The sequence below is a fragment of the Hanstruepera ponticola genome, assembly GCF_012931685.1.
Classification (GTDB): domain Bacteria; phylum Bacteroidota; class Bacteroidia; order Flavobacteriales; family Flavobacteriaceae; genus Hanstruepera; species Hanstruepera ponticola.
Map to the genome: position 1 here is coordinate 126,033 of NZ_JABANC010000005.1, position 22,870 is coordinate 148,902.

The following is a 22,870-nucleotide window of genomic DNA, read 5'->3' on the forward strand; positions in this document are numbered from 1 at the left end:
CGTTTATCGAATTCTACAAAGTAGATTTGCTCATGTTATGAAATTACTGTAATTTTTGAGTCTAGAAATTTCGGTATTTATGAGCAAAAAATTCTATGTCGATCCAGATATAAAAGTTGCAGAGACTTTGCCTGCCGATTTTTATAGAAGTCAAATTGTATTTGAAGATATTAAAGAGAAGGTTTTTGTAAAAACTTGGCAATTCATAGGTGATGATAATTTAGTGCCATTTGCACAAACCGTTCATCCGTTTATTCTTTTGGACAACTATATTACAGAGCCATTGGTACTATCTAGAGATGCAGAGGACAGTATTAAATGTTTCAGTAACGTATGCACGCATCGCGGGAATATTGTAGTCAATAATCCTGGTAAATTGAAACAATTACGCTGTATGTATCATGGACGACGATTTGGCTTGGATGGCACATTTAAATCCATGCCTGAATTCGAAGAAGCTGAAAATTTCCCAAGACCTTGTGATAGTTTGAGAGAATTTTTGGTGCGTACACTAGGCCCATTTGTTTTTGTTGGCTTAAACCCGTCTTTTGATTTAGATGATGTATTAAGTGTGATGATAGAGCGCATTGGTTTTTTACCGTTACATCAGTTTAAATTAGACACTGGTTCCAGTAAAGATTATTTAGTTAATTGCCATTGGGCGCTGTACTGTGATAACTATTTAGAAGGATTCCATATCCCTTTTGTACATGATGACCTGAATGAGGTTCTGGATTATGGTAATTACACAACTGAAATCTATAAACATTGTAATCTACAAATTGGTTATGCTAATGAAGGTGAAGAAGTCTTTGATTTGCCTCAATATCATAAAGATTATGGTAAAAATATTGCAGCCTATTACTATTGGATTTTCCCGAATATGATGTTTAATTTTTATCCTTGGGGTTTGTCTATTAATGTGGTGAAACCTATGAGTTTAAATAAAACAAAAGTTTCGTTTATCACTTACGTCCATGATGAAACCAAACTTAATAAAGGTGCTGGGGCTCTTTTAGACAAGGTTGAACGCGAGGATGAATTTGTGGTTGAAGGTGTTCATAAAGGTGTACAATCTCGTTATTACAACACGGGTCGGTTTTCACCAACACGAGAAAAAGGTGTACACCATTTTCATGGCCTACTTGCTAAATACCTGAAATAATATGGAAAAACTACAATGGCATTCATTTGAAAAAAAGATTTACATCAAATCAACATCTAAAGAACTTTACCAATTATGGGCTACAGAAAAAGGTATCACATCTTGGTTTTTGAGTCAAGCAAAATTTAAAGATAAGTCAGGTGCCTTAAGAAATAAACAAGATTTTGTTCAAATTGGTGACACTTATACATGGCATTGGCATAATTGGGATGGTAAAGCCGAAGGAACTATTACTCAAGCAAATGGTAAAGACTTTCTGGAATTTACATTTGAAGGCTCAAAAGTATCTATTAACCTCGAACAAAAAAATGATCTAGTGATTGTTGTTTTAAGACAATTTGAAATCCCCGAAGATGATGAAAGTAAACTACGCATTCATTTTGGGTGTAGTAATGGATGGACTTTTTGGCTTACTAATTTAAAAGCTTTTGTAGAATATGGCATTTTACTCAATGAAACCGAGATTAATTTAAAAGAAAACGAACTTTCTGGTTATGTATTTGTAAACATGTAACTTATCCTTTTTTTTAATATCTTTAGAATCTCCCTCAAGTCTTTTTAATAGCATTAAAAAAGACATTATAAATGAAACCAACCAAAATTGTTGCTCCTAGCGTTGCAATAAATTTTACTCCAAATCAATATTTTAATCCTACCTATTCTTTTCTACCCTTTTTCTTCTGGGTAACAACCGCTATACATATTTACCATTATATCCTTATTTCACTTGATGAAATAAAAAAAATAGAAATTCAGAAATTATATCATTTAATCAACCCGTTAAAAAACACTAATCATGAAAACAATTAAACTTTTAGCAATAGTATTGACTTTGTCATTATTATCTTGTAGTAATCCCAATCAACAAATAGAAAAAGACATGGAAATGTACACCACTGTTTGGGATGACATTATTAACAAAGGTGAACTTGACAAAATAAACAACACTTATTTTGATGAAAACATAACACTTATCAGTAGTCCTGAAAATGTAGTTGGCATAGCTAATTTTAAAGATTATTATTCCAATTTCGTTACTGGTTTTTCTGAACCAAATTTTACCATAAAAGATATTTTTGGTCAAGGAGACAAGCTGGTAAAACACTGGCACTTCACTGGTAAGCATACTGGTGATTTTTTTGGCATTCCACCTACAGGAAAAGCAGTCGATGTTGAGGGTACCACTCTCGTAAAAATGAAAGACGGAAAGATTGCTCAAGAGCAAGATTTTATGGACAATATGATTTTTATGCAACAATTAGGTTTTGTTTCTGACCCAAATAATTTAGCCGTTGTAAACGCTGCCTATGAGGCATTTGGAAAAGGCGATATTGAAGGTGTAGTAGCTACATTTCGTCCAGATATTGTTTGGAATGAAGCTGAAGGTAATGCATATGCCGACGGCAACCCATACAAAGGAGCAGATGCTATTGTTGAAGGTGTTTTTGGTCGCGTTGTTAATGAATGGGATGGATTTACGCTTAAAAACATTGAGTTACATGAAATGTCCGAAAATCAAGTTTTGGCCACATTACGCTATAACGCCAAACATAAAAAGACCGGTAAAAGTATAGATGCTCAAGTAGCGCATCATTGGACTTTAGAAAATGGTAAGATTATAGGTTTTCAGCAATATGTTGATACGAAACAATTAGCTGAAGCTTCAAAATAAAACAGATATAATGAAATTAAACATTTATATAGTTCTGCTATTTTCAATTTTGGCTTTTAATTGTCAAGAAAAAACAGAAAAAGAGGTTGTTGCACCCGAAGAAAATATTAATGGTAGTTATCTTGACTATTCAGGAAATGAAGACCAATTTACAGGTGGCATAAATATGATTCCTATTAAAACCAAAATAGGAACTTTTAATGTGTACACAAAACGCGTGGGTAACAATCCGAAAATGCGCGTATTACTTTTACATGGTGGACCTGGCGGTACACATGAAGAATTTGACTGTTTTGACGGTTATCTTCCTAACGAAGGCATCGAATATATTTATTATGATCAGTTAGATTCTTATTATAGTGATAAGCCTAATGATTCAACACTTTGGACTACAGAACATTTTGTAGAAGAAGTTGAGCAAGTTAGAAAAGCTCTAAATTTAGATAAGGATAATTTTTATTTACTAGGGCAATCTTGGGGAGGAATTCTAGCAATGGAATATGCACTAAAATATCAAGATAATTTAAAAGGTTTAATAATCTCAAACATGATGTCTAGTGCTCCAGCATATAGTACATATGCTCAAGAAGTTCTAGGTCCGCAAATGCCAGCTGAAGTTTTAAATGAAATTTTAGAGTTTGAAGCCAACAAAGACTATTCTAATCCTAGGTATGGCGAGCTCTTAATGAATCACTATTATACCGAACATACATTACGAATGCCTATAGAAGAATGGCCAAAATCAGTAAATTTATTATTCCAGCATTTAAATCATGACCTATACTTATATATGCAAGGACCAAGTGAATTTGGGATGGCAGGAAATGCCACACTTAAGAATTGGGATGTATCAAACCGATTAAAAACGGTCAATACTCCAACACTTGTTATAGGTGCGACGTATGACACCATGGATCCAAAACACATGGAATGGATGGCAAATGAGTTTCCTAATGGGCGATTTTTGTTATGTCCGAATGGTAGCCATTTCGCACAATACGATGACCAAAAAACTTATTTTAAAGGACTTATTAATTTCATTAAGGATGTGAATAACGGTTCATTTTAATCATGACTTTTACTAACTAAACCAACCAAAATATGAATCTTAAACAATCATTAATCTGCGCGATAGCATTGTGTGTTTTAGGCACAGTTGCTTGGGAACTATATTGGCGCTCGCAAGGCTATTATCCGGATTTAGATAACGATGAGGCTTTATTTGCCGCACAACGTAAACGAGCTGACAAAGCATCAAACTCTGATGTCATTCTAATTGGTTCATCACGAATTCATTTCGATATTCAACTCGATGTTTGGAAAAAAGAAACCGGAATAAAACCAATTCAATTAGCTTATCCTGGCGCAACACCACTTCCAGTTTTTCACGATTTAGTTCATAAGACCGATTTTTCAGGAACAATTGTAGTTGGTGTGACACCAGGTTTATTCTTTTCTTCGACCACCACTGAAAAGCGAGCTTATAGAAGTGCTAACGACAAAGTTGAATATTTTCATGATCAAACTTATGCACAACAATTAAATCATATGTTATCAATCCCATTACAGCAAAACCTTGCGTTTATGAGTGATGCAGATGGTGTAGATGCTATGAAACTGCAATTCTTATTAGAAGGTATCCAATTTGGAAACCGAATTGAAGGAAGTGACTTCCCTCCTTTTCCAAACTTCGCCGATATCTCATTAGACAGAAACTTACGCATGACTGAAAAAACAGTCACGGACACCGCTTTTGCTAGACTGATAAAAAATGTCTGGAGTTTTAAAAGTACGCCTGAAACACCTCCAAGAGAATTGGATAAAGAAGGTGTTATGAAAATCTTTGTAGCTGATGCAAAAGCATTTCAAGACCGTGGTGGAAATCTGGTTCTTTTAAGATGTCCATCGACTGAGTATTATCGTAAAAAAGAAGAAAACTTTTATTGTCGCGATGAATTTTGGGATGAACTCGTAAAACAATCTGGTGCGAAAGGTTATCATTTTGAAGATTATGTACAATTAAAAGATTTAGATTGTCCAGAGTGGTCGCACCTTTCTGGTGAAGACGCTGATTTTTTTACAGCAGAAGTCGCCAAAATTATGATGAACGATAATAGTATTCCATTTAACCTTAAAACTAACTAGACATGTTATTTAACTCATTAAGTTTTGTAGTTTTTCTAGTTATAGTTTTACTACTCTATTATTCTAAATTTTTGAATTGGACCAACAAAAAACGTATGCTATTGTTAGCCAGTTATGTGTTTTATGGTTTATGGAATCCACCTTTAGTTATTCTATTATGGATATCAACAATGGTGGACTGGACTGCAGGGAAACGTTTAGCTGTAGAAGAGAATCAAAGAAAACGAAAAATGTGGCTTCTAACAAGTATGTTTGTCAACCTGGGTTTTCTAGGATTTTTCAAATATGGAAACTTTTTATTGGAGAATTTCACGGCCGTTATAAACACCATGGGATTTGAATATGAAGCTTTACCAATGGACATTATTCTACCTATGGGTATTTCGTTTTATACGTTTCAAACTATGTCGTACACCATTGATATGTATAAACGTAAAATTGAACCAGCCAGAACATTTTTGGATTTTGCATTATATGTTACGTTCTTTCCGCAATTAGTTGCTGGTCCAATTGTTAGAGCAAAAGATTTAATCACACAATTTTACGAAGAGAAACGAGCAACAGCCAATCAATTTTTTTGGGGTGTTTTTTTGCTAACCATCGGATTGTTTCAAAAAGTAGTAATGGCAGACGCCTTGTTATCCAGCACGTCTGATAACGTATTTGGTTCAGACAAGTTATTACACGGTGTTGACGCTTGGGTGGGAACCCTCGCCTTTTCAGGACAAATTTTCTTTGATTTTGCAGGATATTCAACATGTGCCATAGGTATAGCATTAATGCTTGGTATTATTCTACCAGACAACTTTAGATATCCTTATGCCTCACTTGGTTTTTCTGACTTATGGAGTCGCTGGCACATTTCATTATCAAGCTGGTTAAAAGACTATTTATATATTCCTTTAGGTGGTAATCGTCATGGTATAACACGAATGTATGTAGCCCTAATGCTTACCATGCTTCTTGGTGGACTTTGGCATGGTGCCGCTTGGACCTTTATGGTTTGGGGTGGACTACATGGTACTTATTTGATATTGGAAAAGCTGCAAAAACAATACCTACCATTTAAAATCACTAAATGGAATGGCATATTCTTGGCATTTATCACCTTTTCGTGTGTAAATATTACCTGGGTGTTTTTTAGAGCAAGAGAATTTGATACGGCTTGGAACATGATAAAATCGATGTTCTATATGCAAACTGAAGGTGAAAAGATATTAGGTTCTTTTGAAGTTTTAAAAGTTTCTGTAGTAGTTGGAATACTTTTTATTTGTCACTGGTTAATGCGAAATACAAGCATGAAAGCTGTATCCTTAAAAACAAATCCGTTCGTGTTAGGAATATTCTGGGCAATTATGCTATTTCTCATAATCATATCACAAGGTAGCGGTGAACAATTTATTTATTTCCAATTTTAAACTATTAATAGACTTATGAAAGCAAATGTTATGCTCTTTATCTTTTACCTATTAAGCATGTATGGTTTTTCACAAACCTATATTACTAATGTAACTATTGTTGATGTTGAAAAGAAAAAGCTAATCGAAAATCAAACCGTTGTAATTACAGACGATAAAATTTCAAATATTCAATCTAATAAAAAAGTAAAAATTCCTGAAAACGCTACTGTTATTGACGCTACTGGGAAGTTTATAGTACCAGGTCTCGTTGATGCTCATGTTCACTTTTTTCAGAATGGCGGATTGTATGCACGACCTGATGTCATTGATTTAAGAGGTGAACAACCTCATAAGGATGAAATAGAACTTTCAAAAAACAATATAGAAATCCATTCAAAATTATATGTACGTAATGGCATAACAACCGTTATTGACGTAGGAGCGACTTACAATTTATTAAACAAAAGACGCGATTACAAGGATAATCCATTGGCTCCTAATATTTACATGACAGGTCCTTTATTAACCACATACGAACCTGCAGTATATAATAATCTCGATAAAGACGAACCGTTTAGTTTGGTAAAAACAGTAGATGATGGTATAAAAATGGTTCAAAATCAATTACAATACAAACCAGACTTTATTAAAATCTGGTATATCGTGGGAGCCGATGGTTTAGATACCGAAACCAGCGCACGAAAAAACCTACCAATAATAAAAGCAATAATTGAAGAATCGCACAAAAACAATTTAAAAGTTGCTGTTCATGCTACTCAAAGAATCACTGCTCAATTAGCGGTGGAAAATGGAGCTGATTTTTTGGTTCATAGTGTTGATGATGAATTAATAACAACTGATTTCGCTAACCTCCTTAAAAAGAACAACACAATTTTATGTCCAACACTTATTGTGCATGACAGATATAACAAAACATTTACTCAAGATTTTGATTATAGCAATCATGAATTAACAGCATCTAACCCCTACCAACTAGGTACTTTAATGGATTTGGCACATCTGGAAAACAAACAACTTACAGATGGTTATAAAAACGCGATGAAATCGGAGCAGAATAAGTCACGAGCAGAACAAATGAACGCTACAATGATAACCAATTTAAAGACATTAGTTGATGCAGGTGTTACCATTGCTACAGGAACCGATGCTGGAAATATTGGAACATTGCATGCCTCATCATATCTAGCCGAATTGCAAGCTATGCAAACCGGTGGCATGACTAATTGGCAAATATTAGAAGCATCAACAATTAATGGTGCAAAAATTTTAGGTAAAGAATCCGAATATGGAACTGTAAGTATTGGTAAAAAGGCAAATCTTATTATACTGGATTCTAATCCAATAACAGATATTAATAATCTAACCACAATACATCAAGTAATCAATAAAGGAAAAGTATTAGAACTAAATGACATCATAAAAGATACACCTGAAGCTTTGGCGCAAAGACAATTAAACGCTTACAACGCCAGAAACATTAAAGCCTTTTTAGAACCTTATGCAGATGATGTTGAAGTGTATACATTTCCTAATCAATTAATGTTTAAAGGTAAAGATCTCATGCGCGGTAGTTACGCTCAAATGTTTAAAAACACTCCAAATTTGCATTGCGAGTTAGAAAACAGAATTATTCAAGGTAATGTAGTTATAGATGAAGAGCGCGTTCAATTTGGAGAAAGGATAATTGAAGCCACAGCTATATATCATATTGAAAAGGGTAAAATACAGAAAGTTTATTTTATAAATTAAACTGAATATGATGAACAAAATAAAATCAACTAGAATAGAATCCATAGACATCTTAAGAGGTCTTGTTATGATAATTATGGCGTTGGATCATGTAAGAGATTACACAAATGTGGGTTATGTATTTGGAGATCCAACCAATATGGATACTACAACACCTTCTCTATTTTTTACAAGATGGATTACGCATTTTTGCGCACCTGTTTTTGTGTTTCTAGCTGGAACATCAGCTTTTCTATACGGATCAAAAAAATCCTCTAAAAGCACATTATCAAAGTTCTTATTCACTCGAGGCCTGTGGCTCATTTTTATCGAATTAACAATAGTAAACTTTGCTTGGACATTTGATTTTAATTTAGATCTCCATATTTTTCAAGTTATCTGGGCTATTGGCATTTGTATGGTGCTACTAGCCGCATTAATTTATTTACCTAAAAAAGTACTTTTAGTACTCGGTCTAATAATAGTATTTGGGCATAATGCGCTTGATGGAATAACCATGCAAGGCAACGACCCTTTAGCTATTTTATGGTACTTAATACATCAACAAAATTTCGTTATACTAAATGGTGGTGAAAGTGTGCTATTTATTGCCTACCCTATTCTACCATGGTTAGGAATCATGATTCTAGGATATTGCTTTGGACATTTTTACACTCGTGATTTTAATGTCCAGTTAAGAAAAAAATGGTTGCTTATTTTAGGTTTTGCGTCCATAGCTCTTTTTGTGGTATTGCGATATATTAATGTTTATGGTGATTTAGTGCCATGGAGTGTTCAAAAGGATTCTACTTTTACCTTTTTATCATTTATTAATACTGCAAAGTATCCACCTTCATTGCTTTACACATTAATGACTTTAGGTCCAGCTATGTTATTTTTATATAGTATTGAATCTGTAAAAAATGCTATTACTAATGTATTAGTTGTCATTGGTCGTGTGCCTTTCTTCTATTATATTTTACACTTATATCTTATTCATCTAATTGGCTTAATTGGGCTGAATATTTTAGGTGAAAATTGGAGAGAATTAATTTTAACCCCAACACGCTTCACCAGTGGCTATTTAGCTGATAAAGGTTTTGACCTATGGGTAACATACGTGGTTTGGCTTATTGTTGTAGTCGTTCTATATCCATTCTGTAAAATGTTTATGAGATATAAAGCCAATAATCGAGATAAATGGTGGTTGAGTTATTTGTAATAAAATAACTTAATGATTATAAAACTTTTACTAAATGACATATTTTTCAAAAAATCTATTTTTTAGTTTCATAACAGTGATGATGATCACTTATAGTAGTTGTAAAAAAACTCAAGACTTGCCAGATCCTCTGGAGGCTGGATGGAACAACAAATCTGTTTGCGAAGTTATTGAAGACAGCCCGAAATTACGTGTATTAAAATGTACCTTTCCGCCAGGTGTTGGCCACGAAAGACATTATCATGATGCTCATTTTGGCTACACTGTTTCAGGAAGCACCTTTAGAATAAAAGACACTACAGGTGTTAGAGAAGTATATGTGCCATCAGGCAGCAGTTTTTCAAACGATAGAATAGATTGGCATGAAGTTTTAAATATAGGAGATAGCACAGCTGTTTTTTTAATAATTGAACCTAAATAGGATGATTAAATTCTTTCGAAAAATCCGCCAAAATATGATAAAAGAAAATCGTGCTAGTAAATACCTACTTTACGCCATAGGTGAAATTATTTTAGTTGTAATTGGTATTTTAATTGCACTTCAAATTAATACTTGGAATCAAAAACGACTGGAAAGAGAACAGGAGGTCAAAATACTTAGCTCATTAAAAAAAGAATATATTGATAACTTGAGTCAATTAAATGACAAAGTTTTCATTAGAAAAAAAATTATCTATTCAGCCAATCAATTAATAGAAATAATCGATAACGAAAATCTTGAAACTCAATCTATTGATAGCATTGAAACTCACATTGGTACAACAACAATATTTCCTACCTTTAATGCTATAAGTGGCGTTACTAATGATATACTGAATTCTGGCAAACTTCATCTTATTGAAGATAATGAATTACGAATTTCACTATCTAATTGGTCTGGTGATGTTGATCAGGTTACTGAAATGGAGACCGCACTGTTAAATTATTATTTTAATTCTTATCAGCCCTTTTTAGTTGAAAATATTCAATTAAGAAATAGTTTTAATGCCATGCTATCGCTTGCAAACTTGACAGAAAAATTCAACTTAAATAAATCTGTAGAAAATGTAAAAAGTATAGACGGTTCAAAAAAGATTTTTGAATATGAATCTATTTTTAATAACGAGAATTTTGAGGATTACCTTGTTACTATTTTGACATATTCTCGAGTGGCAAACATTCAATGTGAAGGCTTAAAACTTAAAATCACTAATAATTTAAAACGCATCGACAATGCCTTATTAAATAATAATAATGATTAAATTCTTTCGAAAAATCCGTCAAAATATGATACAAGAAAATCGGGCAAGTAAATACATGCTATATGCTGTAGGTGAAATAATTCTGGTTGTAATTGGAATTTTAATTGCATTACAGATAAACAATACAAACGAAGCTAAAAAAGAACGAGCAAAAGAACTCAATTATTTAAAAAACATTAAAACCGATTTAAATCTTACTATTACAGAATTAGATTTATTTATTTCTACACGTAATTCACAAATTGAAGCTGCAAAAAGAATAATTGAACATTTTGATGGTAAACCAATTGAAGATTATAATGCCTTTAATAAAGACATTGTTGACATTTATACTTGGCAACGTTTTTTCCTAATTGATAATACGTTTCAAGAGTTAACTAATTCAGGAAATCTTGCCATAATTTCTAATGATTCCATTAAGAATGCTCTACTCACCATGCAAACTATCTATAAAAAAATAAAATATAATGAGGACCACTTTAGATATGATGCCGAAGTAACGTTGTATGAACCTTCTTATGACATGCTGGATATATATCCCATATCTAAAAACTACTTTTACCAAGTCACCAATGGCAACATGGGTGAACTTGTAGAATTAAAAAAAGAAGATTTCGCTTTGATGCTTACTGATTTAAAACAGAAAAATGGGTTTGCATTTGCTATTCTTGAGTTTACAACCATGAATATGGGATTTAATGACATGAAAGTGAAATCACAAGAATTAATTCGTCAAATTGATGCCGAAATCAAGAAAGATTAATGCAATCATGATGTCATAATTATTAGTTAAACCGACTGAAATATTCTTTAAAATAGAGCAAAGAAAGTACCTTTGTAGCAAATAATTGTTATGGACGGTTTTAGTATAGTCATGGTTTTTGCCATTATCCTTTTCGCTAGATTAGGGGTGAGACTAGTGACTAAATATCTGCAAATGAAACGTGAAGAGCAAGAAGAAAATCAATCGTAGTTATTGTAATTCCTGATAAAAAGTTAGTCCGTTTTTATATAAATCATAAAATGCAAACTCTTTTGTTTGCCAAGCTGTTTCACGTATAGCTGTATTTTCGTGAAAAACATCTTTTGATGTGTATTCTTCAAACAATAATTCAATATTTTGAGTAACTATTCTTAACATGGGTCTATCAATACTATTCTCCCATTCTTTTGCATCATGCCATTGCAGGTGAATCTCAATATCGTCCCGACGCACACCAGCATATGTGGGATTTTTAGAATCATTTGCAAATGCAATCTTAAAACCTAATTTGTTGACATAAAACGATAAGGCTTCTACTACATTTTGCACTGGCAAAACGGGATGTATTTGGTGCAAATGTGCTTTTCCCATTACTCTCTTAATTTACCGCTAAAAACACTCACTTTCGAATTAAACGGATTCCCAGATGAACGCCTTAATAAAACCAGTTGACCACAATGCCAAACAGCATCCTCAATTGGACCATTTATTTGATTCCAAAATGGTATTTCACGATCTCCAAATACTATTTTAAACTGGCTAATATCATCACTGGTTCTTAAAATATCCGCAGCTGTTTTAAAGTTGAATAAAGTTGCTTTTCGCATAGCCTCAAAACTCAATTCTTCCTCATCCTCTTTTTTATTGTTATCCTTTTTTAAGGTTGAATTAACTATCATTTTTGAAAGTCCGTAAATGTGCTCAATAGTTTCCATAGAAGAGCGCGCATCATCATTAGGCTTAAAATCTAAATCTTCTTGACGCAAACCTTCAGTTGCCCAATAATAACGAAAACCCAATCCATCTATTGCTCGTGCTGCTACGGTTCCAGCAGTAAAAGTTTCTGGGTATTCAGGGATTTCGTAATAAGGCAGTTTATCTTCATCTGATTGTGAATAACCAGAAGTAAAAGCTAAAACTAAAATAGTAGTAAAAACAGTCTTCATCATTGTTTGATTATTTTTTTAATTTCTTTCCTATAATTATTTCCATCAAAAACAAAGAAGTAAACACCTGGTTTCAAATCTGATACACTAATTACCAATTCATTTTGATCTACAGTTTCCGAAAACATGAGCTGACCTTTAATATTGTAAACATTAACATTCAAGCTTTGACTATTATGTTTTTCTATAACTAGTTCATTAACTACTGGATTAGGGTAGGTTTTAATTTCAGATAGCTTAAACTCATTAACATGAAGTCTGGCACTACCGTAAATGGCTTGATCACCATTAGCGCTAGTGACAACTAATACATTGGTATCAGATTCCATTGTAATCTCATAAGAAAACAGATTTTCTTGATTACTAAAGTAAAAATTGAAATACATAGATTCATAGACACTATTTTCAGTCAATCCACAAGTACTTAAAGTTTGATATAACTCTATAAAGGAGAAACTACTTGATGAATCATCAAAACTCAAATTACCAGTTAAACTATTACACATTTCAGAGTTAAAGTCATAAGGTTCAATTAAAAAATCTAATGTAATATCTGTAATTTCTGCATTCACTGGAGGAATGTTGTCTTCGCCATTAATAATGACATTTTGCAAATACCATGTGTTATCATCAAGTTCTGGTGACTGGGTAAAGCCTTTAAATGAAATCAGGAATAATAATGCGAGTAGAAATTTATTCATAATATCAATCTTTTAACTCTTCATTATTTGAAATTGGTGAAATGCCATACTTATCAATTAAATACACCAAACTGGTCATGGTTGCTGCTCCTAATTCTAACTCCCTTTTATTGACATGCTCAAACGTATCATTGGCTGCATGATGGTGATCAAAATAGCGTTGTGAATCTGGACGTAAACCTGCACAAACATTAGTATCGGTTTTTAATGGTCCAACATCGGCACCACTTCCTCCTTTTTCAAAATAGTGAATCAAATACGGTTTGAATAAGCTTCTCCAACTTTCAATTTTATTAAAAACCGCATCGCTACAATCAAAACTAAAGCCACGAGGTGTAAAACCACCAGCATCACTCTCTAAAGAAAAGATATGATTTTCACCCTTTTGTTTAGCAACTTCGGCATATTTGGTGGCACCACGCAAACCATTTTCTTCATTCATAAATAACACCACACGAATACTGCGCTTTGGCTTGATACCGCTTTCCGTCAGCAAGCGTAATACATCCATAGATTGCACACAGCCAGCACCATCATCATGTGAACCATCACCCAAATCCCATGAGTCTAAATGGCCACCAACAATAATATATTCATTAGGAAATTCACTGCCAGTAATTTCACCAATAACGTTGTATGACTGGACTTCTTTCATTTGCTGACAAGTTTGATTGAAAAAGAATTTCAAATTTTTATCCAATGCCAACATGCCACTTAACTTTTCTGCATCATTGGTACTTATTGCTGCTGAAGGAATACGTTGAGAGTTTGGTAAATCGCCATAACTCATACTACCAGTGTGTGGCAAATCATCTAAACGTAAATTCATTGAGCGCACAATAACGCCAACTGCTCCAAGTTTACCTGCTTCCATTGCACCTGCATAACGTTGATTTACACAACCACCATAGGCTTCAAACGTTTGTATTAAGTCTGGTTGCATGGGTCTATTAAAAAACACAATTTTACCAGCTACTTTTTCTTTACCCAAAGCTTTAAGTTCATCAAAATCATTCACCTCAACAACTGGAGCTTTAACACCACCATAAGGCGTAGCAATAGAACCTCCTAACGCACAAATATTAACGGTAGTTGTGGTTCCAGAACTGGCTTCAATAAAGGCATATTCTTTTGTGCCGCGAACCCATTTTGGTACCATTACGGGTTGCAACCAAACTTTATCTAAACCTAATTTTTCGAGTTCCTCTTTGGTATATTGAACCGCTTTTTCGGCGTTTAGTGAACCGGATAATCTTCCCCCAATTTGATTTGATAAGTAATCTAACCACTCATAGCTTTTACCATTAGTCAATGAAGTTGTATAAATTGTTCGTAAGGTTTCGGCGTCTGTTTGGGCTTGAATGTTAAGTGCAAACAATAAAAGTAGGAGCCAAATAGGTTGTTTCATGTTGTTCATTTTTAATTTAAAAATTAAAGATAGGTTTTATAATAGATTGCAGTTCTAAAAGAAACCTTAATTTATTCATTTTTTAGTTGGTTTCTATAGGATTCCAAATTGGCTTTTATCTCATCATCTAATTCAGGTTCTTTAATATCTTTATAAGTCTTTAATGTGTCTAACAGAATTCTTGCTACTATATAGCGCGCTGTAGGTTTATCATCGGCAGGAATGGCATACCATGGCGCATGAGGTTTTGATGTTCTATTTAAAGCATCTTGATAACAGAATTGGTAATCATCCCAACGTTTACGTTCTTTCAAATCACCTGGTGAGAATTTCCAGTTTTTTTCAGGTTTGTCCAAACGTCTTAATAGCCTGTGTTTTTGTTCTTCTTTAGATAAATGTAGAAAGAACTTAAAAATTATGGTACCGTTTTCGGCTATATGTCTTTCAAAATCATTGATTTGTTGAAAACGCCTATTCCAAAATTCATCATTCACATCGCTAAGGTCTTTGACATCAGGTAAATTTTCCCCTAGAATATATTCAGGATGAACACGTGTGACCAATACATTTTCATAATGGGTTCTATTAAAAACACCAAACTTACCTCGTGCTGGTAAGGCTATATAATGTCGCCATAAATAATCATGTTTTAATTCAAGTTCTGTTGGAACCTTAAAACTATGAACCACAATTCCTCTAGCATTGAGCTCTTTAAAAACTTCACGTATCAAACTGTCTTTCCCTGCGGTATCCATACCTTGAATGCAAATTAGCACAGCATATTTCCCGTGAGCATACATGGCATTTTGGATTTTTGCCAAATCTTCACATACATCTTCTAATTCATTTTCAATTTTCTTTTTAGACGCCTCCAAATCTAAAGTTGTTGCTATATTTTGAAGTTGAATAGGTTGTTTGACTTTGAATTGGTTACTATTAATATCTTTCATGTGAGATTGTATATTATTTTATGAGATTGTTAAATATACAAATTCTAATTTTTTGATAGTCGTTGCTCGTTATTCATCATTTCAATCACTATTCGATATAAAAAAAGCACCTTTCCAGGTGCTTTTTTTTAAATTATTTCGTTGTCTATTTTGAAGCAAACATCTTAACATCGCTTTCACTGACTTCTTTCTCTCCCAAAATGATTAAGCGCTCTACAACATTTCGCAATTCTCGAATATTTCCTGTCCAATCATACTCTTGTAACAACTTTATTGCTTTGTTTGAGAATGATTTTTTAACTGTTCCTTGCTCTTGTGCAATTTTATTTGAGAAGTATTCAACTAATAACGGTATATCCTCTCGTCTATCATTTAAAGCAGGAACTTTTATTAAAATAACCGCTAATCTATGGTATAAATCTTCACGGAAATTACCTTCTTCAATCTCCTTTTTTAAATTTTTATTAGTAGCTGCTATAACGCGAACATCAACTTTAATATCCTTATCATTTCCAACTCGTTGGATTTTATTCTCTTGTAGTGCTCTTAATACTTTCGCTTGAGCAGAAAGACTCATGTCTCCTATTTCATCTAAAAAAATGGTTCCACTATTAGCAGCTTCAAATTTTCCAGCACGATCTTTAACAGCACTAGTGAAGGCACCTTTAACATGGCCAAACAATTCACTTTCAATTAATTCAGCTGGAATGGCAGCACAATTTACTTCAATTAAAGGGCCTTTTGAACGCTCACTTTTTTGGTGTAACCAATGAGCTACCAATTCCTTTCCAGTACCATTGGGACCAGTGATAAGCACGCGAGCATCGGTTTGTGCAACCTTATCAATCATACTTTTTATTTGCTCAATGGCATCACTCTTACCAATCATTTCATAGTTTTTGCTTACTTTTTTCTTAAGCATTTTGTTTTCAACTACTAACTCTTTTCTGTCGAGTGCAATGCGAACTGTATTGAGCAAACGGTTTAAATCTGGCGGTTTTGAAATGTAATCAAAAGCTCCCAATCGCATCGTATTGACAGCCGTATCTAAATCTCCATGACCAGAAATCATGACTATTGGAATTTCAGGCTTAATTTTTTTTACAGCTTCAAGTACTTCAACGCCATCCATTTTTGGCATTTTTATGTCGCATAGTATCAAATCGTAATCTTCTTTTTTAATAGCTTCAATGCCCAAAAGACCATCTTCAGCCTCTTCAACTTGATAACTATCACTTTCTTCAGATAGAATTTTCACCAATACGCGACGGATAGCCGCCTCATCTTCAATCACTAAAATTTTAGACATAACTTTCTATTTCTTATTTTCAATAATGTGAATATCTCTTTGTGGGAACGGAATGGTAACTTTGTGCTCTCTAAACAAGCGATCAATTTCAAAACGTATATCACTTCTTGGAAATTGCGCTTTAAAACTATCGTTAATGGTAAAAATCACTTTAAAATTTAATGAGCTATCACCAAAATCTGTAAATAAAACCGTTGGTTCTGGATAATCTATAACATCTTTATGACTATTTGCAGCTTGCAATAATAGTTTTTTCACCAATTGAACATCACTTCCATAAGCAACACCAACTGAAACACTTTCTCTTGTTGAAACACCGTTTTGAGTCCAGTTGTATAAACTATTTGTCAAATACAGATGATTAGGTATCACAAGAACTTTATTATCTATAGTTACAGCTCTGGTTGTACGTAATTTTATTTCTTCAACACGACCCACTTTATCTTCAATTTCGATTATATCACCTACATGAACAGATTGGTCAATTAAAATAAAAACTCCAGAAATAATATCCTGAAAAAGCGTTTGAAGCGCAAGACCAATACCAATTAATAAAGCTGCAGAAGCTGCAAAAACAGCCGTAACATTTACACCTACAGAGTGAAATACAATAAGCATCACAATTAAGTAAACAACCCATCTGGCAAATGAAAATACTGTATTGAATTTAGCTTTATCATCTTTTGGTAAGCTCCTAGTAAATAGTCGTTTGACTACATTTAGGATGATAGATGTTACTATATAAATTAAAACTACTAGGAAGATTAAACCAATGGTAATCTTTATAGTTTTATCTTCATTTACGTACAAAACAGTCCCAAGAAAATCAACAAAAGTCTCCCAGGCACTACTTTCCTTAACTATTTCCCCTATTTCATTCAATTGGCTTTGCATGATAAGCTTAATATTTAATCCATTTCAAAATTTCTTTATAACTAGGTTTTTTGCCATACATTAAAATACCAACGCGGTAAATTTTAGCAGCAAACCATACTGTAAACATAAAAGTTCCAATCAACAATACCAAGGATAATAGCTGCTGCCAAATGGGTACACCAAACGGTATTCGCATGAGCATAACTACTGGTGAGGTAAATGGTATGAAAGAAAAAACAGTTGAGACTGTACCGTGTGGATCTTCAATAACTGTAAAAATACCAATGTAAACAGCTAATATAAGAGGCATTAGAATTGGTAGTAAAAACTGCTGTGTATCCGTTTCATTATCAACGGCTGCTCCTATAGCTGCATATAATGAACTATACAACAAATAACCACCTATAAAAAATAAAATAAACGCAAAAATTAGGTTGGTAATTGGTAAATTATAAAAAGCAACCATAACGTTCTGCATTTCTAAAGCAACCTCATTATTATTCATCGCCTGATTCATAATTTCCTCTTGAGGCATTTGCGATTGCATAAGATCTATCCCAAATATTGCCGATACTACCGTTAGTAACAAGCCTCCCAAAATAATCCAAATAACAAATTGTGTAATCCCAGCTAGAGACGTTCCAATAATTTTACCCAGCATCAATTGAACAGGTTTTACCGAAGAAATAATGACTTCTATAATACGACTGGTCTTCTCTTCAATAACACTGCGCATAATCATATTGCCATAAATAATGATAAACATAAAGAGCAAATATCCTGCCGCACCTCCAAAGGCCAATTTAATGATACTATCAATTTTCGATGTTTTTTCACCAGCAAAACTCTCTTGGGCAATATCCACCTTAACATCAGCAGCCTTTATTTTTTCAATATTAACACCTACACTTTCTAGCTTTAAATCGGTTAAGTGTCTTTCCAAAACACTTTCTAAATCAGACATCAAGCCTATGGATGGTGATTCTTCGGAATAAAATTTTATAGAATTAGCTACGTCATCAATCTTGTTATGATTTTCAATATGCAGAAGACCGTAACTTTGTTGCTCTTTTACAATTTCCTTGGCATCATTAAGTGAGAGACCATTAAGAACTGTATATTTAATATTATCTGAATCTTTAAAAACAGCGCTTAACAAACCTGATTCATCTAAAATTGAAATATTTCGTTCGGAGTTATTATTCAGTTGAGACAAATAAGCAACAACAGCTATAAGCGCAATCATGATGACTGGACTCAAGATAGTCATAACCAAAAATGATTTGTTTTTAACTTTAGTTAAATACTCGCGCTTAATTATCAGTGGTAAGTGGTTCATACTTAATTATTCTTTACTGCTTGAATAAAAATATCATTTGCCGAAGGCACCAATTCTACAAAATGAGATACTTCGCCTTTGGAGGTTAAATAACTCAACAAATCATTTGCTGTATGCATTTCTTGCAGCTTAACATTGAGTTTGAGTTCATCACCAATTGTTTTAAAATTTGCTGGAGACACGGTGAATTTTTCAGCCATTTCTCTTTGTAATTGTCTATCATCAGGCGTACGAATACCAATCTCGTAAGTATTTGTTTTGTAAGCCCTTTTTATATCAATTAGTTTCCCATCTAATATCTTGTTAGATTGATGTATGAGAGCAATATGGTCGCATAACTCTTCAACAGATTCCATGCGATGAGTTGAAAAAATAACGGTAGCACCTTCTTCTTTTAATCTTAAAATTTCATCTTTTATTAAATTGGCATTAATAGGATCAAAACCTGAAAAAGGTTCATCAAAAATCAATAGTTTTGGTTGGTGCAATACAGTTACCACAAATTGAATTTTTTGAGCCATCCCTTTTGATAACTCTTGGATTTTTTTATTCCACCAATCGCCAATTTCCAACCTTTCAAACCAATACTTTAAACGTGTTTTGGCCTCACTCTTGCTTAAGCCTTTCAATTGTGCCAAATACAAAGCTTGCTCACCCACTTTCATGGATTTATACAAACCACGCTCTTCAGGCAAATAACCAATATCCCTAACATGATGGGGTTGCAACGCCTCATTATCCAAAATAACATGACCAGTATCTGGCATGGTGATTTGATTAATAACTCGAATAAGTGTTGTTTTCCCTGCTCCATTTGGTCCTAAAAGTCCAAAAATACTGCCTTTAGGAACAGCAATCGAAACATTATTTAAAGCAGTGAAATTTCCAAATTTTTTTGAAATATGGTGCGCTTCCAATAAGTTATTCATACTTATTTTAGTATTGAAATTTGTTTGATGTAAATATATTAAATGAAAGCTGTAAACCGAACTTATTTATGCTTTAATTGGGTAGCTTAAAAAAACAAAACCCATCCTAAAAAATTAATTTAAGGATGGGAAAAAATTGCTATGAAAAAGAAAAATTACCACTATTATAGAATAGTGATAATCAAATATAGTATTATTTTCTTAAATACCTCTAAAAAGTAAGGAAATATATTTGGATTTAATTTTAAAAATCCTTTCAAAACCTAGTCTATCAAAGAGTTGCAGGATTTTTTATTTATTTTAAGAAAACATATCTTTTACTTTCTCAAAAAAAGATTTGTCAGAACTTTCTGGTTTAGGTGCAAAATGCTCATCCTCCTTATTAGATTCAAAAAAGTCTTTTTGTTGCTTATTTAAAGTTTTTGGTGTCCATACATTTACGTGAACTAGTAAATCCCCTTTTCCATAACCATTTATTGAAGGAATTCCTTTTCCACGTAATCTTAATATTTTACCAGATTGTACTCCCGCTTCAATTTTAATACGAACCTTTCCAGTTACCGTATCAATCTCTTTTGACGTTCCCAATACAGCATCAGGTAAACTTATGTATAGATCATAATGTAAATTATCACCTTCACGCTGCAAGGTTGCGTGGTTTTCTTCTTCAATAGCCACAAGTAAATCCCCTGAAATGCCATTTCCTAGCGCATCATTACCTTTACCTGTGACTTTCAACTGCATACCATCAACAACACCAGCTGGAATTTTAATTGAAACGGTCTCCTCTTTTACAATCAAACCTTGAGCATCTGCATCATTTGGTTTTTTATCAATAGTCTGACCTGCTCCGCCACATGTGTTACAAGTAGTTGCCGTTTGCATACGCCCTAAAATAGTATTGGTCACTCGTGTTACTTGACCAGAGCCATTACAAGTAGGACACGTTCTATACGTAGTACCAGATGCCTGAACTTTACGTCTGACCTTTACTTTCTTCTCAACACCATTAGCAATTTCTTCTAATGATAATTTGACTCGAATACGCAGATTACTTCCTTTCATACGACGTTGACCACCACCGCCAAATCCACCGCCAAAACCAGAGAATCCACCGCCTCCGCCAAATGCTCCTCCAAAAATATCACCAAACTGACTGAAAATATCATCCATGTTCATACTTCCACCACCAAAACCACCTGCACCATCAAAAGCCTGATGTCCAAATTGGTCATAACGTGATTTTTTGTCAGCATTACTTAAAACTTCGTAAGCTTCGGCAGCTTCTTTAAACTTAGTTTCAGCTTCTTTATCATCTGGATTTTTATCAGGATGATATTTCAATGCCATCTTCCGGTAGGCCTTTTTTATTTCTGCTGCACTTGCATTTTTATCAATACCTAATATGTCGTAATAATCTCTCTTTGCCATACTTTTATTGTCCTATAACTACTTTTGGAAATCTTATTATTTTTTCTCCTAATTGATATCCTTTTTCTACCACATCAATTATTTTGCCTTTTAAATCATCACTTGGAGCTGGTATTTGAGTAATGGCTTCATGTGAATCAGCATTAAAGTCATCTCCTTTTGAAATTTTTATAGCCTTTAATCCTTTTTGTTCAAGCGTTGTCATGAGTTTTTGATATATCAACAACACACCTTTGCGCAATTCTTCGGCTTCTTTATCTTCTTCAATATGATTTAAGGCACGTTCAAAATCATCTAAAACAGGTAACATAGCCAACATGACCTCCTCGTTTGCCGTTTTAAACAAATCTATACGTTCTTTGGCAGTACGTCTCTTATAATTTTCGAATTCAGCAAACAATCGTAAAAACTTATCTTTTTCTTGTTGTAAGGATTCTGACAACTGTTCTTCAGCTGTCAATTCATCTTTTTCCATGACTTGCTCATCAATCTGCTCTGATGTTGCTGTTTCTTTTTTATCTTTTTTACTCATTGCGGTACTTCAATTATTTTAACTCTAAAAATGATGGCAAAAGTACTGCCATTATTATTAAAATGTCAAAATGTCATCAATTATTTTTTAAGTTTTTTTTATATAAATGTCATCAACAATTGTTTATTTTTGTTGCTTAACACTAAAAGAAAATTATTATGACTAAAAGTTTTTTAAAATTTGCTGGAATAGCATTATTTGCTCTAGCATTGACAAATTGTAAAGATAAAGCTAAAGAAGCTGAAACAACAGCTGCTGAAGAAACTGCTGAAACAACGGCTGTTTCTACAAAATATATTGCAGAAGCTGATAATTCAACTATTATGTGGAAAGGTTTTAAACCAACCGGAACACATACAGGAACAATTGCTATTGAAAGTGGTGTTTTAACTATGAATGGTGACGCCGTTGAAAGTGGTACTTTTTTAATTGATATGAGTTCTATTACTGTAACGGATATTCCTGTTGAAGAAGAAAGCCATGCCAAATTAACTGGTCATTTAAAAAGTGATGACTTTTTTGATGTTGAAAAATACCCAACGTCAGCATTTAATGTAACTGCTTTTGAAATGAAGGATGGTAAAGGTATGTTATCTGGAAACTTAAAAATGAAAGATGCTGAAAACAATATCACAATCCCAGTAAACATAACTGAAAATGGTGATACCTTAACTTTAACAAGCGAAACGTTTACAATTGACCGTTCAAAATGGAATGTAAAATATGGTTCAAAGTCATTCTTTGATGATTTAGGTGATAAATTTATTAATGATGAATTTGAATTACAAATTACATTAGTTGCCAATGAGCAATCTTAAGTAATTTTTAATTATTGATATTAAGCCGTTTCTGTTGAAGCGGCTTTTTTTGTT

Annotated in this window: 24 protein-coding genes; 13 read left to right on the forward strand and 11 right to left on the reverse strand. The window is 33.3% G+C overall.

Translation table 11 applies throughout. From position 1 onward, the window contains the following. Nucleotides 1–79: 79 nt before the first annotated feature. The 12 genes from HGK31_RS12125 to HGK31_RS12180 all read left to right on the forward strand — a co-directional run bounded on the left by HGK31_RS12125 (nucleotide 80) and on the right by HGK31_RS12180 (nucleotide 11,357). Nucleotides 80–1,165 (forward strand): aromatic ring-hydroxylating oxygenase subunit alpha, encoded by a 1,086-nt coding sequence (locus HGK31_RS12125; protein WP_104736247.1) that lies wholly within the window; start codon nucleotides 80–82, stop codon nucleotides 1,163–1,165. 1 nt (nucleotide 1,166) lies between these two features. Next, on the forward strand, nucleotides 1,167–1,679 hold the full coding sequence (locus tag HGK31_RS12130; protein ID WP_191860278.1) for an SRPBCC family protein: 513 nt from the start codon (nucleotides 1,167–1,169) through the stop codon (nucleotides 1,677–1,679). A gap of 71 nt (nucleotides 1,680–1,750) precedes the next feature. After that, entirely contained in the window at nucleotides 1,751–1,975 is a 225-nt protein-coding gene (locus tag HGK31_RS12135) for a hypothetical protein (protein WP_191860280.1), read from the forward strand. After that, nucleotides 1,962–2,837 carry an ester cyclase gene (locus tag HGK31_RS14690; RefSeq protein ID WP_191860282.1) on the forward strand — a complete coding sequence of 292 codons (876 nt, stop codon included), beginning with the start codon at nucleotides 1,962–1,964 and terminating at the stop codon, nucleotides 2,835–2,837. Before HGK31_RS12135 ends, HGK31_RS14690 begins: the two co-directional genes overlap by 14 nt. A 10-nt stretch (nucleotides 2,838–2,847) precedes the next feature. Beyond that, nucleotides 2,848–3,906: a proline iminopeptidase-family hydrolase gene (locus HGK31_RS12145; RefSeq protein ID WP_191860284.1), complete on the forward strand. Its 1,059-nt coding sequence runs from the start codon at nucleotides 2,848–2,850 to the stop codon at nucleotides 3,904–3,906. A gap of 32 nt (nucleotides 3,907–3,938) precedes the next feature. Next, on the forward strand, nucleotides 3,939–4,982 hold the full coding sequence (locus tag HGK31_RS12150) for a hypothetical protein (protein WP_191860286.1): 1,044 nt from the start codon (nucleotides 3,939–3,941) through the stop codon (nucleotides 4,980–4,982). Between the two features lie 2 nt (nucleotides 4,983–4,984). Beyond that, entirely contained in the window at nucleotides 4,985–6,400 is a 1,416-nt protein-coding gene (locus HGK31_RS12155) for an MBOAT family O-acyltransferase (protein WP_191860288.1), read from the forward strand. Between the two features lie 15 nt (nucleotides 6,401–6,415). Continuing rightward, on the forward strand, nucleotides 6,416–8,152 hold the full coding sequence (locus HGK31_RS12160) for an amidohydrolase family protein (RefSeq protein ID WP_191860295.1): 1,737 nt from the start codon (nucleotides 6,416–6,418) through the stop codon (nucleotides 8,150–8,152). Nucleotides 8,153–8,159: 7 nt separating this feature from the next. Then, nucleotides 8,160–9,353, forward strand: a complete 1,194-nt coding sequence (locus HGK31_RS12165; RefSeq protein WP_233451114.1) for a DUF1624 domain-containing protein — start codon at nucleotides 8,160–8,162, stop codon at nucleotides 9,351–9,353. Between the two features lie 34 nt (nucleotides 9,354–9,387). Then, nucleotides 9,388–9,774, forward strand: a complete 387-nt coding sequence (locus HGK31_RS12170) for a cupin domain-containing protein (protein WP_191860297.1) — start codon at nucleotides 9,388–9,390, stop codon at nucleotides 9,772–9,774. 34 nt (nucleotides 9,775–9,808) lie between these two features. Beyond that, nucleotides 9,809–10,594 (forward strand): DUF6090 family protein, encoded by a 786-nt coding sequence (locus HGK31_RS12175; protein ID WP_191860299.1) that lies wholly within the window; start codon nucleotides 9,809–9,811, stop codon nucleotides 10,592–10,594. Next, nucleotides 10,587–11,357, forward strand: coding sequence for a DUF6090 family protein (locus HGK31_RS12180; protein WP_191860300.1), 771 nt, complete (start codon nucleotides 10,587–10,589; stop codon nucleotides 11,355–11,357). The genes HGK31_RS12175 and HGK31_RS12180 overlap by 8 nt, the downstream gene beginning before the upstream one ends. A 210-nt stretch (nucleotides 11,358–11,567) precedes the next feature. Here the strand turns inward: HGK31_RS12180 and HGK31_RS12185 are convergent, their stop codons facing one another. The 11 genes from HGK31_RS12185 to HGK31_RS12235 all read right to left on the reverse strand — a co-directional run bounded on the left by HGK31_RS12185 (nucleotide 11,568) and on the right by HGK31_RS12235 (nucleotide 21,998). Further along, nucleotides 11,568–11,948 (reverse strand): glyoxalase superfamily protein, encoded by a 381-nt coding sequence (locus HGK31_RS12185; protein ID WP_191860302.1) that lies wholly within the window; start codon nucleotides 11,946–11,948, stop codon nucleotides 11,568–11,570. Further along, nucleotides 11,948–12,526: a hypothetical protein gene (locus HGK31_RS12190; protein ID WP_230401659.1), complete on the reverse strand. Its 579-nt coding sequence runs from the start codon at nucleotides 12,524–12,526 to the stop codon at nucleotides 11,948–11,950. Before HGK31_RS12190 ends, HGK31_RS12185 begins: the two co-directional genes overlap by 1 nt. Next, nucleotides 12,523–13,224 carry a T9SS type A sorting domain-containing protein gene (locus tag HGK31_RS12195; protein ID WP_191860304.1) on the reverse strand — a complete coding sequence of 234 codons (702 nt, stop codon included), beginning with the start codon at nucleotides 13,222–13,224 and terminating at the stop codon, nucleotides 12,523–12,525. Before HGK31_RS12195 ends, HGK31_RS12190 begins: the two co-directional genes overlap by 4 nt. Nucleotides 13,225–13,228: 4 nt before the next feature. Next, nucleotides 13,229–14,632: a M20/M25/M40 family metallo-hydrolase gene (locus HGK31_RS12200; RefSeq protein ID WP_191860306.1), complete on the reverse strand. Its 1,404-nt coding sequence runs from the start codon at nucleotides 14,630–14,632 to the stop codon at nucleotides 13,229–13,231. 71 nt (nucleotides 14,633–14,703) lie between these two features. Then, entirely contained in the window at nucleotides 14,704–15,582 is an 879-nt protein-coding gene (locus tag HGK31_RS12205) for a polyphosphate kinase 2 family protein (protein WP_191860308.1), read from the reverse strand. 145 nt (nucleotides 15,583–15,727) lie between these two features. Beyond that, nucleotides 15,728–16,891, reverse strand: coding sequence for a sigma-54-dependent transcriptional regulator (locus HGK31_RS12210; RefSeq protein WP_104736234.1), 1,164 nt, complete (start codon nucleotides 16,889–16,891; stop codon nucleotides 15,728–15,730). Nucleotides 16,892–16,897: 6 nt separating this feature from the next. Beyond that, nucleotides 16,898–17,785, reverse strand: a complete 888-nt coding sequence (locus HGK31_RS12215) for a mechanosensitive ion channel family protein (protein ID WP_104736233.1) — start codon at nucleotides 17,783–17,785, stop codon at nucleotides 16,898–16,900. Between the two features lie 7 nt (nucleotides 17,786–17,792). Beyond that, on the reverse strand, nucleotides 17,793–19,106 hold the full coding sequence (locus tag HGK31_RS12220; protein ID WP_104736232.1) for an ABC transporter permease: 1,314 nt from the start codon (nucleotides 19,104–19,106) through the stop codon (nucleotides 17,793–17,795). Between the two features lie 2 nt (nucleotides 19,107–19,108). Then, nucleotides 19,109–20,035, reverse strand: coding sequence for an ABC transporter ATP-binding protein (locus HGK31_RS12225; RefSeq protein ID WP_191860309.1), 927 nt, complete (start codon nucleotides 20,033–20,035; stop codon nucleotides 19,109–19,111). Between the two features lie 300 nt (nucleotides 20,036–20,335). After that, nucleotides 20,336–21,466 (reverse strand): molecular chaperone DnaJ, encoded by a 1,131-nt coding sequence (gene dnaJ / locus HGK31_RS12230; protein WP_191860311.1) that lies wholly within the window; start codon nucleotides 21,464–21,466, stop codon nucleotides 20,336–20,338. 4 nt (nucleotides 21,467–21,470) lie between these two features. Further along, nucleotides 21,471–21,998 carry a nucleotide exchange factor GrpE gene (locus tag HGK31_RS12235; protein ID WP_191860312.1) on the reverse strand — a complete coding sequence of 176 codons (528 nt, stop codon included), beginning with the start codon at nucleotides 21,996–21,998 and terminating at the stop codon, nucleotides 21,471–21,473. Between the two features lie 158 nt (nucleotides 21,999–22,156). Between HGK31_RS12235 and HGK31_RS12240 the strand changes: the two genes are divergently transcribed. After that, on the forward strand, nucleotides 22,157–22,816 hold the full coding sequence (locus HGK31_RS12240) for a YceI family protein (protein WP_191860314.1): 660 nt from the start codon (nucleotides 22,157–22,159) through the stop codon (nucleotides 22,814–22,816). Nucleotides 22,817–22,870: the final 54 nt, after the last annotated feature.